This window comes from Streptomyces sp. NRRL WC-3605, assembly GCF_001509795.1.
Taxonomy (GTDB): Bacteria; Actinomycetota; Actinomycetes; order Streptomycetales; family Streptomycetaceae; genus Streptomyces; species Streptomyces viridochromogenes.
Genome location: NZ_LLZN01000049.1, coordinates 51,134 through 63,808, shown reverse-complemented (window position 1 = coordinate 63,808; position 12,675 = coordinate 51,134). Strand labels below are relative to the sequence as shown.

The 12,675-nt window shown below is 73.6% G+C and carries 15 protein-coding genes and 1 riboswitch; of the genes, 4 read left to right on the top strand and 11 right to left on the bottom strand.

What is annotated here, in order from left to right; all coding sequences use genetic code 11:
- Positions 1–66: 66 nt before the first annotated feature.
- From amaP to ADL34_RS13435, 5 genes are read right to left on the bottom strand one after another with little or no spacing between them, the layout of a single operon-like run.
- Entirely contained in the window at positions 67–654 is a 588-nt protein-coding gene (gene amaP, locus ADL34_RS13455; protein ID WP_062671306.1) for an alkaline shock response membrane anchor protein AmaP, read from the bottom strand.
- Complete coding sequence (locus ADL34_RS13450; RefSeq protein WP_062671304.1) at positions 651–1,319, bottom strand: DUF6286 domain-containing protein; 669 nt, start codon at positions 1,317–1,319, stop codon at positions 651–653. The genes amaP and ADL34_RS13450 overlap by 4 nt, the downstream gene beginning before the upstream one ends.
- A complete protein-coding gene (locus ADL34_RS13445) occupies positions 1,316–1,699 on the bottom strand; it encodes an Asp23/Gls24 family envelope stress response protein (protein WP_062671302.1) in 384 nt (127 codons plus the stop codon). The genes ADL34_RS13450 and ADL34_RS13445 overlap by 4 nt, the downstream gene beginning before the upstream one ends.
- Positions 1,696–1,881, bottom strand: coding sequence for a hypothetical protein (locus tag ADL34_RS13440; RefSeq protein ID WP_062671300.1), 186 nt, complete (start codon positions 1,879–1,881; stop codon positions 1,696–1,698). The genes ADL34_RS13445 and ADL34_RS13440 overlap by 4 nt, the downstream gene beginning before the upstream one ends.
- A 59-nt stretch (positions 1,882–1,940) precedes the next feature.
- The gene (locus tag ADL34_RS13435; protein WP_062671298.1) at positions 1,941–2,384 is read right to left on the bottom strand and encodes an Asp23/Gls24 family envelope stress response protein; all 444 of its coding nucleotides are present in this window, start codon (positions 2,382–2,384) and stop codon (positions 1,941–1,943) included.
- A gap of 87 nt (positions 2,385–2,471) precedes the next feature.
- Between ADL34_RS13435 and ADL34_RS13430 the strand changes: the two genes are divergently transcribed.
- Positions 2,472–3,200, top strand: coding sequence for a hypothetical protein (locus ADL34_RS13430; RefSeq protein ID WP_062671296.1), 729 nt, complete (start codon positions 2,472–2,474; stop codon positions 3,198–3,200).
- Positions 3,201–3,212: 12 nt separating this feature from the next.
- Here the strand turns inward: ADL34_RS13430 and ADL34_RS13425 are convergent, their stop codons facing one another.
- The 3 genes from ADL34_RS13425 to abc-f all read right to left on the bottom strand — a co-directional run bounded on the left by ADL34_RS13425 (position 3,213) and on the right by abc-f (position 6,334).
- A complete protein-coding gene (locus ADL34_RS13425; RefSeq protein WP_062671294.1) occupies positions 3,213–4,016 on the bottom strand; it encodes an enoyl-CoA hydratase/isomerase family protein in 804 nt (267 codons plus the stop codon).
- 162 nt (positions 4,017–4,178) lie between these two features.
- On the bottom strand, positions 4,179–4,400 hold the full coding sequence (locus tag ADL34_RS13420) for a helix-turn-helix domain-containing protein (protein ID WP_004002281.1): 222 nt from the start codon (positions 4,398–4,400) through the stop codon (positions 4,179–4,181).
- A 335-nt stretch (positions 4,401–4,735) separates the two neighbouring features.
- Positions 4,736–6,334, bottom strand: coding sequence for a ribosomal protection-like ABC-F family protein (gene abc-f, locus ADL34_RS13415; RefSeq protein WP_062671292.1), 1,599 nt, complete (start codon positions 6,332–6,334; stop codon positions 4,736–4,738).
- A 207-nt stretch (positions 6,335–6,541) separates the two neighbouring features.
- Here abc-f and ADL34_RS13410 point away from each other — a divergent pair, with 207 nt between their 5' ends.
- Positions 6,542–6,955, top strand: coding sequence for a VOC family protein (locus ADL34_RS13410; RefSeq protein ID WP_062671290.1), 414 nt, complete (start codon positions 6,542–6,544; stop codon positions 6,953–6,955).
- Positions 6,956–6,959: 4 nt separating this feature from the next.
- Here the strand turns inward: ADL34_RS13410 and ADL34_RS13405 are convergent, their stop codons facing one another.
- From ADL34_RS13405 to ADL34_RS13395, 3 genes are all read right to left on the bottom strand, one after another.
- Positions 6,960–8,363 (bottom strand): hypothetical protein, encoded by a 1,404-nt coding sequence (locus ADL34_RS13405; RefSeq protein WP_199835566.1) that lies wholly within the window; start codon positions 8,361–8,363, stop codon positions 6,960–6,962.
- A 174-nt stretch (positions 8,364–8,537) separates the two neighbouring features.
- Entirely contained in the window at positions 8,538–9,662 is a 1,125-nt protein-coding gene (locus ADL34_RS13400) for an alpha/beta hydrolase (RefSeq protein WP_062671286.1), read from the bottom strand.
- A gap of 110 nt (positions 9,663–9,772) precedes the next feature.
- A complete protein-coding gene (locus ADL34_RS13395) occupies positions 9,773–10,474 on the bottom strand; it encodes a class II aldolase/adducin family protein (protein WP_062671284.1) in 702 nt (233 codons plus the stop codon).
- Positions 10,475–10,851: 377 nt separating this feature from the next.
- On the opposite strand from ADL34_RS13395, the gene ADL34_RS13390 reads away from it, so the two are divergent.
- Both ADL34_RS13390 and ADL34_RS13385 read left to right on the top strand, forming a co-directional pair.
- On the top strand, positions 10,852–12,081 hold the full coding sequence (locus tag ADL34_RS13390) for an inorganic phosphate transporter (protein ID WP_062671283.1): 1,230 nt from the start codon (positions 10,852–10,854) through the stop codon (positions 12,079–12,081).
- 37 nt (positions 12,082–12,118) lie between these two features.
- Positions 12,119–12,340: a hypothetical protein gene (locus ADL34_RS13385; protein ID WP_062671281.1), complete on the top strand. Its 222-nt coding sequence runs from the start codon at positions 12,119–12,121 to the stop codon at positions 12,338–12,340.
- A gap of 106 nt (positions 12,341–12,446) precedes the next feature.
- Positions 12,447–12,590, top strand: a riboswitch (cobalamin riboswitch).
- Positions 12,591–12,675: the final 85 nt, after the last annotated feature.

Below are 12,675 nucleotides of genomic sequence, written 5' to 3'. Positions count from 1 at the left end.
GCGGGGCGGCTTCTGAGCGCCGTACGGGCGCGCCACGGCTTCCGAGCGGCGTGCGGGCGCGGGCCGTCAACTGACCCGTTCCGCGCCGTGCTTGACGCCCTTCATGCGGACCTCCACGGGCAGGGACGCCAGCCCCGCCGAGGTGCGGGCGTGCGCCAGGGCCCCGTCGGTGAACTCGTCCAGGGCCGCCCCGGGGTCCACGTGCGGCTCCAGCAGCAGCCGTACGCGGGCCTCGGGCGCGGTGCGCCTGCCCCGCAGATGGACGCGGGCGCGCTGCACGCCCTCCTGGGCGGCGGTCTCGCTCGCGAGGGCGTCCGCCAGGGCGCGGCCCCGCAGCAGCGCGCCCTCGCCGTCGCCGGTGTCGACGAGGACCTCGGTGAGGCGGCGCCGGCGCAGGTTCGCCGTCAGCCACCACAGGGCGAGCAGGACCAGCACCGCGAGGACGGCGATGACGGTGGGCCACCACCAGCCGTCGTCCCGCCAGCGGGTCCGCTCGGCGTCGCTGAGCAGCACGTCGTGCCGGTCGTCGTGGATCCACCAGGAGGGCGCGGGCGCGCCGAGCCCCACGGCGAACACCGAGCCGCCGATCACGAGCAGCACCAGTCCGACGAGCCCGGTGAACACCCGGTTCACGGTCCTGAGCACGGCCCTCACCCCTTCCTTCCGAGGCGCCGCACCCGCACGGACAGGGCGGGCCGCCGGGCCAGCCCCAGCCCCCGCACGGTCTCGGCGAGCGTGGCGTCCAGCTCGGCGCGTACGTCGTCCAGGTCGCGGAAGTGCGAGACGGCACGGACGTCGGCCTTGGAGCGGCGCATGCGGACCCGCACCGACTGCACGCCGGAGACCTCCATCGCCCGGTCCCGCAGGACCAGCGCGGCGAGGTCGCGGTGCAGCCCGGCGCGGACGTCGGCATGGGTGCGCCGCATCGGCAGGATCCGCCGCAGGCCCGGCGTGAGCGCGAGGAGCAGCAGCCATAGGCCGAGGACGGCGACCAGCCCCGCGCCGACGAGCACCCAGGTGTCGTCGAGGGGGCGGTGCGCCAGCTGGTCGGCGAGTTCGCGGCGCCAGCGCATGGCGGGCCGGCCGGCGCGCACGGACACGATGTCGTACAGGAAGATGCCGGCGCCGGCGAACAGCACCAGCGCGGTGAGCGCGGCGGGCACGCGGCGCAGCGACCAGAAGCGGCCCGCGCGGCCGGCCGGGGGCGGGGGCTCGTAGTCGGCCGCCGACGACGACTGGCCGTAGTCGCCGGACCCGGTGTCCTTCTCCAGGACCGGCAGCCGCTCGGTGGCGCCGTCCGGTCCCCGGGACTCGCTCATCGCGTCCTCCCCTGTGCGGCGTCCCGTACGGACGCCGGGTGCAGCCGCTCGACGTGCACGGCGACCTCCGTCACCTCCATGCCCACCAACGCGCCTACCCGTTCGGTGACATGGCGACGCACGGTCGCGCAGCGCGCGCCGATGTCGGTGGGGTGGTCGAGCTCGACGTGGACCCGGGCCCGGACGGTGTCGTGCGCGACGACGACGTTGGCGTGGGGGCGTTGGGCGCCCGGGACCGGCGGCCCGACGGCCTCCCGGGCGCACTGCGAGGCGATCTTCGCGACGACCCGGTCGGCGATCCGGAGGGAGCCGCGCTCCCCCGGCGCGATCTCGGCCGGGGGTCTGCGGACCTCCGCCGTCCCGCCGCTCACGGCCGTCACCGCCGCCGTTCGTCGCGGTGCCGGAAGAAGTCGCCGAGCTCCCAGTCCCCTTCCAGGAACCATCCCACGGCGAACCCGACGGCACCCAGGGCCGCCACCAGCACAAAGGCGCCGAATCCGCCGAAGTATCCGGCGAAGGCCAGTGCCATGCCGGCGATCAGGCCGACCACGGCCATGCTCATCCTGCGCTCCTCAGCTTCTCGGCGCCCTTCACGCTTCCGGTCGTACGGCCCTCGGCGGATCACTGGATGCGACGCTCCGGTTCCTCTTCCTCCTCGTCCGGGAGCTTCACGTCGGACACCGCGATGTTGACCTCGACGACCTCGAGGCCGGTCATCCGCTCGACCGCGGTGATCACGTTCTCGCGCACGTCGCGGGCGACGTCGGCGATCGACACGCCGTACTCGACCACGATCTCCAGGTCGAGCGCCGCCTGCTTCTCGCCGACTTCGGCCTTGACGCCGCGGGTGACCGAAGCCGTCCCGCCGCCGGGGACCCGGTCCCGCATCGCGCCGAAGGTCCGCGACAGGCCGCTGCCCATCGCGTGCACGCCCTCGACGTCGCGGGTGGCCATTCCGGCGATCTTCTCCACGACGCCGTCGGCGATCGTGGTCCTGCCCCGGGCACCGGTGTCCGTGCCGCCGCGCCCGGCCCCCTGGATCTTCTGTTCCGTCATCTCGCTCATGGCCGTCCGTCCTTTTCGGTGGTCGTCCCTCGACCACCGTAAGCACGGTTACGCGATACCGCGCCATGGATACGGCAGGCTGGAGGAATGACGACGGCGGACCGGTGGCAGCGGGCGGTGCGACAGCAGATCGGGCTCGGGCGGCTGCTGCCGCTGGGCGGCGCGCGTGACGGCGCGTGGATCTTCGAGACGGCGGCCGAGGCGGTGCTGCGGCGCGCGGCGAAACCCGTGCGCGGTGCCCGGCTGGGCGCGCTCCGGATCGGGCCGGCCGATCCGGACGGCACCGGCGAGCCGGTCGTGCCGCGCCCGCCGAGCGCGCTGCCGCCGGGGCCGCTGCGGATCACGGCGGAGTGCGCGGCGGCGGGCGCCGAACCGCTGCCGGTCACGGCGGGCCGGCTGCGCGCGGCGCTGTCGGCCGCCTCGGATCAACTCGGTCTGACGGTGACCGAGGTGGATCTGCGGGTGACGGCCCTGTTCGACGAGGACGGCGGCGACGGGAGCCCCGCGCCCGCCCGGGCGTCCGGGCCGGTGCCCCCGGCGCGGCCCGCGAACCCCGACGAGGAGCGCGTCACGGCCGTCTCCCTGGCGGTCCCCGGGGTCACCGCGCTGACCGGCGCGCTGGGCGGTTCCGGCCGCTCGGTGCATGTGGAGACGCGGCAGGACGGGGCCGCCCTGCCGCACCGGCATGTGCGGGTCGAGCTCGCGGTCGCCGCGGACCACCGGGCCGTGGAGGTGGCCCGGGAGGTGCGCGAGCGGGTGGGCCGGGCCCTCGCGGACCGGCCGACGGTGGCCGTGGTGGTCACGTCCGTCGGTTGATCCGCGCGCGGCTCACTCGCCGAGGCCGGCCAGGTCCCGCAGACGCCGCGCCTGCGCGGCCCGCTCGGCGCCACGCTGCTCGTCGTAGGTGCGGTCGGTGGCACCGCGCAGCAGCGCCTTGGTCTCCACGACGGCGTCCCGCGGCGCGGCGACGATCGCCCCGGCCAGATCCCGTACGGCGTCGTCGAGCTGGTCCGCGGGCACGGCGAGGTTGGCGAGCCCGCTCGTCACGGCCTCCTCGGCCGACACGAAGCGGCCCGTCACACAGATCTCCAGCGCGCGGCCGTAGCCGACGAGCCCGACGAGCGGATGCGTGCCGGTCAGGTCCGGCACCAGCCCGAGGCTGGTCTCGCGCATGGCGAACTGCACGTCGTCGGCGACGACGCGCACGTCACAGGCGAGCGCGAGCTGGAAGCCCGCCCCGATGGCGTGGCCCTGCACGGCGGCGATGGAGACCAGGTCGTTGCGCCGCCACCAGGTGAACGCCTCCTGGTACTCCGCGATCGCGGAGTCGAGCTCGCCGTCGCTGCTGCGCGCGAGGTCGATGAAGGAGGGTTCGCCCTCGATCCCCTCGGGCGTGAACATCGTGCGGTCGAGTCCGGCGGAGAAGGACTGGCCCTCTCCGCGCAGCACGACGACGCGCACGCTGCCCGGCAGGACCCGCCCGGCCTCGGCGAGCGTCCGCCACATGGCGGGGCTCTGCGCGTTGCGCTTGGCCGGGTTGGTCAGGGTCACCGTCGCGATCGCGCCGTCGACGGTGAGCCGGACGTGGTCCTTGTCGAGCAGGGGAGCGATGTCCTGGGCGGGCGAAGCCATGGGTGCCTCCGATGCGTGCGGTCAGCCTGCGGATGCCGAGGAGGCACCCACTAAGTGACTGCACAGTAACCACCCGGTCGATCCGGAGTCCCGCCGGGCCCCTCAAGGGCTCAGCGGAGGACCGGCCGGGTGGTCACCATCGAAGACGATGGACCGCCCGGGTCAGGACGACGCGGCCTTCTTGCCTCGCGTCGCCCCGCCACGCCCACGGAGCGTGACGCCCGATTCGCTGAGCATCCGGTGGACGAAGCCATACGAGCGGCCGGTCTCCTCGGCCAGTGCCCGGATGCTCGCACCGGAGTCGTACTTTTTCTTCAGGTCTGCCGCGAGCTTGTCGCGCGCGGCGCCGGTCACCCGGCTGCCCTTCTTCAGAGTCTCGGCCACCCGTGCCTCCTCATGGGAAGTGCGCTCTGGTCTCCTCATGATCACCCCTCCGGGGCCACATGGCCACCCATTCGGCAAGGTCCGTGAGACATGGTTGTGACGACAGGAGTGCGTCCCCACATGCGGAATAGAGAATTCCGACGGCTCGCGTCCGTACAGCCGAACGGGTTCATTTGTGAATTCCCAGGTCAGCGTCCTGGCATGCGCGCGCCCCCGCCGATAACCGACGGGGGCGCGAAATCGATGTACTACACACCTCGGTACGAGGAGATCTCACACAGATGGTGGATCACCCGTGGGCCGAATGATCCATAGCCCGTGGATCACGCATTCGATCAAGCGAGGGCGACGAGATCCGCGTAGCCGGCGCCCCACAGGTCCTCGACACCGTCGGGCAGCAGGATGATCCGCTCCGGCTGGAGCGCCTCGACGGCGCCCTCGTCGTGGGTGACGAGGACGACCGCGCCCTTGTAGGTGCGCAGCGCGCCGAGGATCTCCTCGCGGCTGGCCGGGTCCAGGTTGTTGGTGGGCTCGTCGAGCAGCAGGACGTTCGCCGAGGAGACGACCAGGGTGGCGAGGGCCAGACGGGTCTTCTCGCCGCCGGAGAGGACGCCGGCCGGCTTGTCGACGTCGTCGCCGGAGAACAGGAACGAGCCGAGCACCTTGCGGACCTCGACGAGGTCCATGTCGGGGGCCGCCGAGCGCATGTTCTCCAGGACGGTGCGCCCGGGGTCCAGGGTCTCGTGCTCCTGGGCGTAGTAGCCGATCTTGAGGCCGTGGCCGGGGATGACCGCGCCGGTGTCAGGCTGCTCCACCCCGGCGAGCAGCCGCAGCAGCGTGGTCTTGCCGGCGCCGTTGAGGCCGAGGATGACGACGCGGGAGCCCTTGTCGATGGCCAGGTCGACGTCGGTGAAGATCTCCAGGGAGCCGTACGACTTCGACAGGCCCTCGGCGGTGAGCGGGGTCTTGCCGCAGGGGGCGGGCTCGGGGAACCGCAGCTTGGCGACCTTGTCGGACTGGCGGACCTCCTCCAGTCCGGACAGCAGGCGCTCGGCGCGGCGGGCCATGTTCTGGGCGGCGACCGTCTTGGTGGCCTTGGCGCGCATCTTGTCGGCCTGGGCGTTGAGCGCGGCGGCCTTCTTCTCGGCGTTCTGGCGCTCGCGCTTGCGGCGCTTCTCGTCGGCCTCGCGCTGCTGCTGGTAGAGCTTCCAGCCCATGTTGTAGACGTCGATCTGGGCGCGGTTGGCGTCCAGGTAGAACACCTTGTTCACGACCGTCTCGACCAGGTCGACGTCGTGGGAGATCACGATGAAGCCGCCGCGGTAGGTCTTCAGGTAGTCGCGCAGCCAGACGATCGAGTCGGCGTCGAGGTGGTTGGTCGGCTCGTCGAGGAGCAGCGTGTCCGCGTCCGAGAAGAGGATGCGGGCGAGCTCGATACGGCGGCGCTGACCGCCGGAGAGGGTGTGCAGCGGCTGGCCGAGCACCCGGTCGGGCAGGTTGAGCGCGGCGGCGATGGTGGCGGCCTCGGCCTCGGCGGAGTAGCCGCCCTTGGTGAGGAACTCCGTCTCCTGGCGCTCGTACTGCTTGAGGGCCTTCTCGCGGGTGGCGCCCTTGCCGTTGGCGATGCGCTGCTCGTTGTCGCGCATCTTGCGGATCAGCACGTCGAGGCCGCGCGCGGAGAGGATGCGGTCGCGGGCGAGGACGTCGAGGTCGCCGGTGCGGGGGTCCTGCGGGAGGTAGCCGACCTCGCCCGAGCGGGTGATCTGTCCGCCGGCCGGGATGCCCTCGCCGGCCAGGCACTTGGTGAGGGTCGTCTTGCCCGCGCCGTTGCGGCCGACGAGGCCGATGCGGTCGCCCTTGGCGACACGGAAGGTCGCGGACTCGATGAGGACGCGCGCGCCGGCGCGCAGCTCGATACCGGTGGCGGAGATCACGGTCAGACTCCAGGGCGGGGCTAGGTGGCGGTATGGGCGGCTGAGGACAGTCCCGCCGTCTAATGCGCGAGGAGAATGGCCATGGGGCCAGTCTAACGGGGCCGTGCAAACAGTTTTTCCGGGTTCGGACGACCCGGGGCGGGTCATGCATCACACCGGCGGCGGCGACGGCCGCCCGAGGTCGCAGGCGCACGAAAGGGTGACGGCATGGCAGGCACGAGCGGTGGGCGTCCGGGTCTCAGCCCGACGCTGCTGTACGGGGACGCCAAGGCGGCGGTCCGGCAGCTGACGGAGGCGTTCGGCTTCACGGAACTGGCCGTGTACGAGGGCGAGGACGGCAAGGTCGCGCACGCCGAACTGGCGCAGGGCGGCGGCGTGGTGATGCTGGGCTCGAAGGGCACCGGCAGCGCCTTCGACCGGGTGATGGAGGGCGCGGGCCCGGCCGGGGTGTACGTCGTCGTGGACGACGTCGACGCACACCACCGGCGGGCCGTGGAGCACGGCGCGGAGATCCTGATGCCTCCGACGGACCAGGACTACGGCGGCCGGGACTACATGGCCCGGGACCTGGAGGGCAACGTGTGGAGCTTCGGCACCTACGTCCCGGGGACCGGCGGCTGAGGGCTCAGCTCCCCCCGGTGTGGACCTGGAAGGCGGCGCGGCGCACGGCCCGGGCGAGGGCCGGGTCGGGGTGCGCCGCGGCGAGGGCGACCAGGACCTGCACGGTGCGGGGGTGGCCGACGGCCCGCACCTCGTCGAGGAGGGCGGGCACGGTCGGCTGGACGGCGGACTCCAGGTGCCGCACCAGCATGGGGGCCTCGCCGTGGTCGGTGACGGCGGCGGCGGTGTCCACCCACAGCCAGGTGGCCTCCTCCCGGGTCAGCACCTCGTGGGCGTCCTCGGGGTCGGCGCCGTCGTGCTCGGCGAGCCACAGCAGGGCGTAGGGGCGAAGGGCGGGCTCGTCGGCGATCGCGCGCACGTCGGGTTCGGCGGGGGCGCCGACCACGCGCAGCGCCTCGAAGGCCAGGCCGCGCAGCAGGGCGTCGTCGCCGCGGGCGGCGGCCAGCAGCTCGGCGACGGCGCTGCCGACGGGGCGGGCGGCGAGCCAGGCGCGGTACTCGTCGCGGGCGGCGTTGGGGCGCAGCTGGGCGCAGCCGCGCAGCATGTCCTCGGCGGACTGCTCGATGTTCCCGGCGGGGCTCTGGGCGGCCACGCAGATCTGCTCCAGCTTGACCCAGACGGCCCAGCTGCCGAGCGGGGTCAGAGTGGCCTGGCCGTCGCCGTAGGTGAGGGCGCCGACGGAGGCGAGGGCGGTGAGGGCCCAGTCGAGCAGGGGGGCGAGGGGGGTGTCCTCGGCGGGTCTCGCGTCGGGCAGCGGCTGGGCGCCGGGCCCGTACGGGATCTCGCAGCGCTCGGTGCGCAGCTCGGTGACGCGCTGCTCCAGCAGGTCCAGGAGCTGCTCGACGGGGACCGGCCCGGCGGACAGCTGGAGGAAGGACAGCACCTGGGGCAGGGCCGACACGATGTCGGCGACGGCCGCGTGGGCGAGGTCGGCGGGCTCGGGGTGGGCCAGCGACCAGGCGTCGAACAGGGCGACCCAGCCGCGCAGGACGGCGCTGTCGTCGCGGTCCCAGGCGCGCAGCCGCCAGCTGGGGCGGGCGCTGTCGCCGTGCACCTCGACGAGGCCGGCCAGCCGGGCGGTGTCCCAGTCGGCGCGGATCTGAGCGGCGGTCAGGCCGAGGGCGCGGGAGGCCCGTTCGGCGGTCTCGTCCGAGAGGGTGCCTTTGCCGTCGGGGTTCGCGTTCGTGCGGCCGGGGCGCAGGGCGGTATCGGCCCAGAGGGCGACGCGCACCGCGCCGGCGAGGAGGGAGCGTGCCATTCCGGCCAGCTCGGACCGGGCCGGTGTGCCCTCCGGAGGCCGGGGCGCGGGTCGGCGCGGGCGCCGCTGGTTCACTGCTCCGGGGGCGGCGGCCAGGGGTCGCGGGCGGACGAGTCGGAGCCTGGAGTCGCGCGGGATACGGGACGTCACGGGTGCAGTCTTCCGGTTGATGGTCCGAAAACCCAAACGGAATGCCGTGAGCGGCTCCGGGCACGGTCGGCGCGAGGCGTCCGACGTGTGCCAGGCGCCGTGAACAGGCCGGTCGTACGGCCCTGAACGGAATGGGACGGGACCGGCCGGGAGGGCCGGTCCCGTGAGGGCGTCTCAGACCAGCGGCGTCATGAAGCGGCGCAGCGACTCCTCGTAGAAGCCCGGGTCGGCGTTCCACATGGCGGCGTGCGGGGCGTCCCGCACGGTGTGCAGGGTGACCAGGTCGGGGTGGGCCCTGGCCAGGCGGCGGGACAGGGTCCAGGGGGCCACCCGGTCGCCGGGTCCGTGGAAGACGACCGTGGGGACGGTGACGCCCTCGAAGGCGTCGGTGCCGGGGCGGTCGGCGGTCAGGTTCGCGCGGCCCTGGGCGGCACGGACGGCGAGGGGCAGCAGGGCGCTCGGGGTGTGGCGGGCGGAGGCGAGGGCGCGCAGCGTGGTCTCCCAGCTCAGCACCGGGGAGTCCAGGACGAGCCCGGCGATCCGGTCGCGCAGGCTGGAGCGGGCGGCGGCGCGCAGAGCCATGGTGGCGCCGGTGGACCAGCCGAGCAGGACGATCTTCCGGGCGCCGTAGCGCACGGCGTAGCGCATCGCGGCGTCGACGTCGCGCCACTCGGTCTCGCCGAGGTGGTGCAGGCCGTCCGGCGGGCGGGGCGCGCCGAGGTCGCCCCGGTAGGCGAGGGCGAGCACCGGGACGTGGCGGGCGTTGAGGGGCCGCATGAGGTTCATGGCGTGTTCGCGGGTGGTGCCCAGGCCGTGCACCGCGATGACCCAGGTGCCGCGGGCGCCGGGTACGAACCAGGCGGGCAGCGGGCCGAGTTCGCCCGGGATGTCGATGTCGGCGTGGTCGAGGCCGAGGGTGGCGCTCGGGTTGCCGACGTACACGTTCGGGGTGAACCAGACGCTGTCGCCGGGCTCGAGGGTGCCGTGGGTGACGCGCTCCAGGCGCCGGACCACGGTGTCGGCGGAGTGCGGCGCGTCGTCGAGGACCGGGCCGACGACGGCGTGCGAGCCGTCTCCGGCCAGGCCGTACGTGCCGGGGCGCAGCGAGGCCAGGTCGCGGGTGAGGGTGATCTGCCCGGCGGCCGTGGCGTGCACGGTGAGCCGGGGTTCGGTGGGCAGCGGGCGGCCGGGGGTCGCCGTCAGGGCGGCGCCGCTGGCGAGCCGCCCGGCGGCGACGCTCGCGGCGCCGGCGGCCAGGGCCACGGTGACGGCTGCGGCCGTCGTTCGGACAGTGCGCACCCGTCCAGTGTCCGGAACGACCGGCCCGACGGCCAGTGGGAGGGCGGGGCGGGGTGACGTGCACGCCGCCGAGCGGGGAGGGGCGGCTGCGGATGGCCGCCCCCGGGCCGTCAGCCCCTCTGCCCGTACCCCTGGAGCCGCTCCCCCACCTCCGCCACCTGTTCCTCGGACAGGAGGGCAGGGGTCAGGCCCGGCACCGAGGAGGCCGTGAGCCAGACGCGGCACATCCATTCCAGCTGGGCCGTGCGGTCGTACGCCTGGTCCAGGGTGGCGCCGTGGGCGACGGTGCCGTGGTTGCGCAGGAGGCAGGCGGTGCGGCCGGTGAGGGCCCGCAGCATGTTCTCGGCCAACTCCTCGGTGCCGTAGGTCGCGTAGGGGGCGACCCGGACGGGTCCGCCGAGGGCGGCGGCCATGTAGTGGATCAGCGGCAGCTCGGGCACCAGGGCCGACACGGCCGTCGCGTGGACGGCGTGGGTGTGCACGACGGCGCGGGCGTCGGTGGCGCCGTAGACGGCGAGGTGCATGGGCAGCTCGCTGGTCGGCACCAGCGCGCCCAGCACCTGCCGGCCGTCGAGGCCGACGCCCGTGACGTCCTGGGGCGTGAGCCGGTCGTAGGGCACGCCGGAGGGCGTGACCAGCACCGTGTCCCCCACGCGCACCGAGACGTTCCCGGACGTGCCGACCACGAGTCCGTCGGCGACGGTCCGGCGGGCCGTCGCGACCAGGGCCTCCCAGGCCGCCGCCTCCTCGGGCCGCACCGTGCGCCGGTACGGGACGCCCTCGTCCCCCTGCTCCCACCGTTCGTCAGCCATGCGGCGATCCTGCCAGGCGCGGTGCGCGAAGTCGCCGGTGCGTGGGGCACTTCGGAGCGAAGGGAGACTCTCGGACATCTCGGCCGCCGCCCGGTGATGTGCGACACAGCCCGCCGCTCGTGGAACAGGTGACCAAAATCTCTTCGACGCGTCTCCGGCACGGCCGAGTCCGTTCGCCGGCGGCCGTGGGGCCGGGCGCCGCACGGGCCCCCCGCGGGCCTCGCCGCGCCCCCGTCCCGGCGCCTCGGAGGGAGGGCTTCCGTTCATAGGGGAAACCCTCCCTCCCGGACACCACGCGGCCCGCCCCAGTTCACCTTCCGTTCACTCAGGTTTCCTACGTTCATCGAGCCAATGACCTCGAACGATTGCCTGGGTAAATGGAAAACTTCTCGCTGATCCTCGCGATCGTGGTGGTAACCGCGCTCGCGTTCGATTTCACGAACGGTTTTCACGACACCGCCAACGCGATGGCCACGACCATCTCGACCGGTGCGCTCAAGCCCAAGGTCGCGGTGGCCATGTCCGCCGTGCTCAACCTTGTAGGCGCTTTCCTCTCGGTGGAGGTCGCCAACACGATCTCCAAGGGTCTCGTCGACGAGACCGGCATCCGTCCCGAGGTCATCTTCGCCGCGTTGGTCGGCGCGATCCTCTGGAACCTCCTCACCTGGCTGGTGGGTCTGCCCTCCAGCTCGTCGCACGCCCTGATGGGCGGCCTGATCGGCGCCGCCATCGCCTCGGCGGGCGTCGGCGCCGTCCACGGCGACGTGCTCGTCACCAAGGTCCTGCTCCCGGCCGTCGCCGCCCCGATCGTCGCGGGCGTCGCGGCCCTGCTGGCCACCCGGCTCACCTACACGTTCGGCAGGAAGGCCGACGGCGAGGCCGCGAAGAAGGGCTACCGCGCCGGCCAGATCGCCTCCGCGGGCCTCGTCTCGCTCGCCCACGGCACCAACGACGCCCAGAAGACCATGGGCATCATCACCCTCGCCCTGGTCGCCGGCGGCGCCCTCGCCCCCGAGTCCGACCCGCCCACCTGGGTCATCCTCTCCGCCGGCCTGGCCATCGCGCTCGGCACCTACCTCGGCGGCTGGCGGATCATCCGCACCATGGGCAAGGGCCTGACCGACCTCCAGCCGCAGCAGGGCTTCGCCGCCCAGACCAGCGCCGCGACGGTCATCCTGGCCTCCTCCCACCTCGGCTTCTCCCTGTCCACCACGCACTCCGTCTCCGGCTCCGTGATGGGCGCCGGCCTCGGCCGCAAGGGCGGTGTGGTCCGCTGGTCCACGGCCACCCGGATGTTCGTCGCCTGGGCCCTGACCCTGCCGGCCGCCGCGCTGGTCGCCGCGCTCGCCGAGTACGTGACGGGCCTCGGCAGCTGGGGCACCGCCGCCGTCGCGGTCTTCCTGGTCGCCTCCAGTTTCGCGATCTGGAAGATCTCCCGCCGCGAGATCGTCGACCACACCAACGTCACCGACGACGAGCCGGCCGGAGTGGTCACCACCGCCATGGCCGCCGTCACCCCGCCTCCCGCGGGCACGGTGACCGAGGACCTCGCCGTCACCCTCCCGGCACCGGCCCCCGGACCCGAGCCCTCCAAGGCCGCGGTCTGACCCCCGGTCACCCCTCCCGGCAACACAAGGAAGCAGCATGAAGATCGACTGGGCGGCCCTCGGCTCCGTCTTCGGTGTCAGTCTCGTCGTCACGGTGGTCCTGGTGGGCCTGTTCACCCTCGGCATCGCGGGCCTCTCGCGCCGCGAACGGGCGGTCACGCAGGGCGACTCGGCCGCGCTCGCCGTCGCCGGCGCCTACGCGTGCTTCGCGGCGTGCACGGCGGCCGTGGCGTACGGCATCTACCTCATCGTGGCCTGACGTACGGCGCGTGACTCCTGAGGTGCGTGACGGGACACCGTCGCGCACCTTCGGTGTGTGTGGGCCTGCGCACACTCTCCCGTCGCAGGTCACAGGCAAGTTGACGGCCGTCGCGACCCGTGGTGGACTTCCGGAGCCATCTACGGCGGCAGAAGAGGAAGCCGGTGCGAATCCGGCGCGGTCCCGCCACTGTCACCGGGGTAGAAACCCCCGGGAGCCAGGAACTCTCGCCGCCGGTCTCGTCGAACCAGGGCGTGGACACCCTGAGTGAGGACATCACGCGATGCTCGCCTGCCGATCGTCACGCAGTACCGGACCTCTGTCTGACGCCACCA

Coding starts and splice junctions, on each gene's coding strand:
- ADL34_RS13450 (WP_062671304.1), bottom strand. CDS start 1,319: ATGAGCGAGTCCCGGGGACCGGACGGCGCCACCGAGCGGCTGCCGGTC.
- ADL34_RS13440 (WP_062671300.1), bottom strand. CDS start 1,881: ATGAGCATGGCCGTGGTCGGCCTGATCGCCGGCATGGCACTGGCCTTC.
- ADL34_RS13435 (WP_062671298.1), bottom strand. CDS start 2,384: ATGAGCGAGATGACGGAACAGAAGATCCAGGGGGCCGGGCGCGGCGGC.
- ADL34_RS13430 (WP_062671296.1), top strand. CDS start 2,472: ATGACGACGGCGGACCGGTGGCAGCGGGCGGTGCGACAGCAGATCGGG.
- ADL34_RS13425 (WP_062671294.1), bottom strand. CDS start 4,016: ATGGCTTCGCCCGCCCAGGACATCGCTCCCCTGCTCGACAAGGACCAC.
- ADL34_RS13410 (WP_062671290.1), top strand. CDS start 6,542: ATGGCAGGCACGAGCGGTGGGCGTCCGGGTCTCAGCCCGACGCTGCTG.
- ADL34_RS13395 (WP_062671284.1), bottom strand. CDS start 10,474: ATGGCTGACGAACGGTGGGAGCAGGGGGACGAGGGCGTCCCGTACCGG.
- ADL34_RS13390 (WP_062671283.1), top strand. CDS start 10,852: ATGGAAAACTTCTCGCTGATCCTCGCGATCGTGGTGGTAACCGCGCTC.
- ADL34_RS13385 (WP_062671281.1), top strand. CDS start 12,119: ATGAAGATCGACTGGGCGGCCCTCGGCTCCGTCTTCGGTGTCAGTCTC.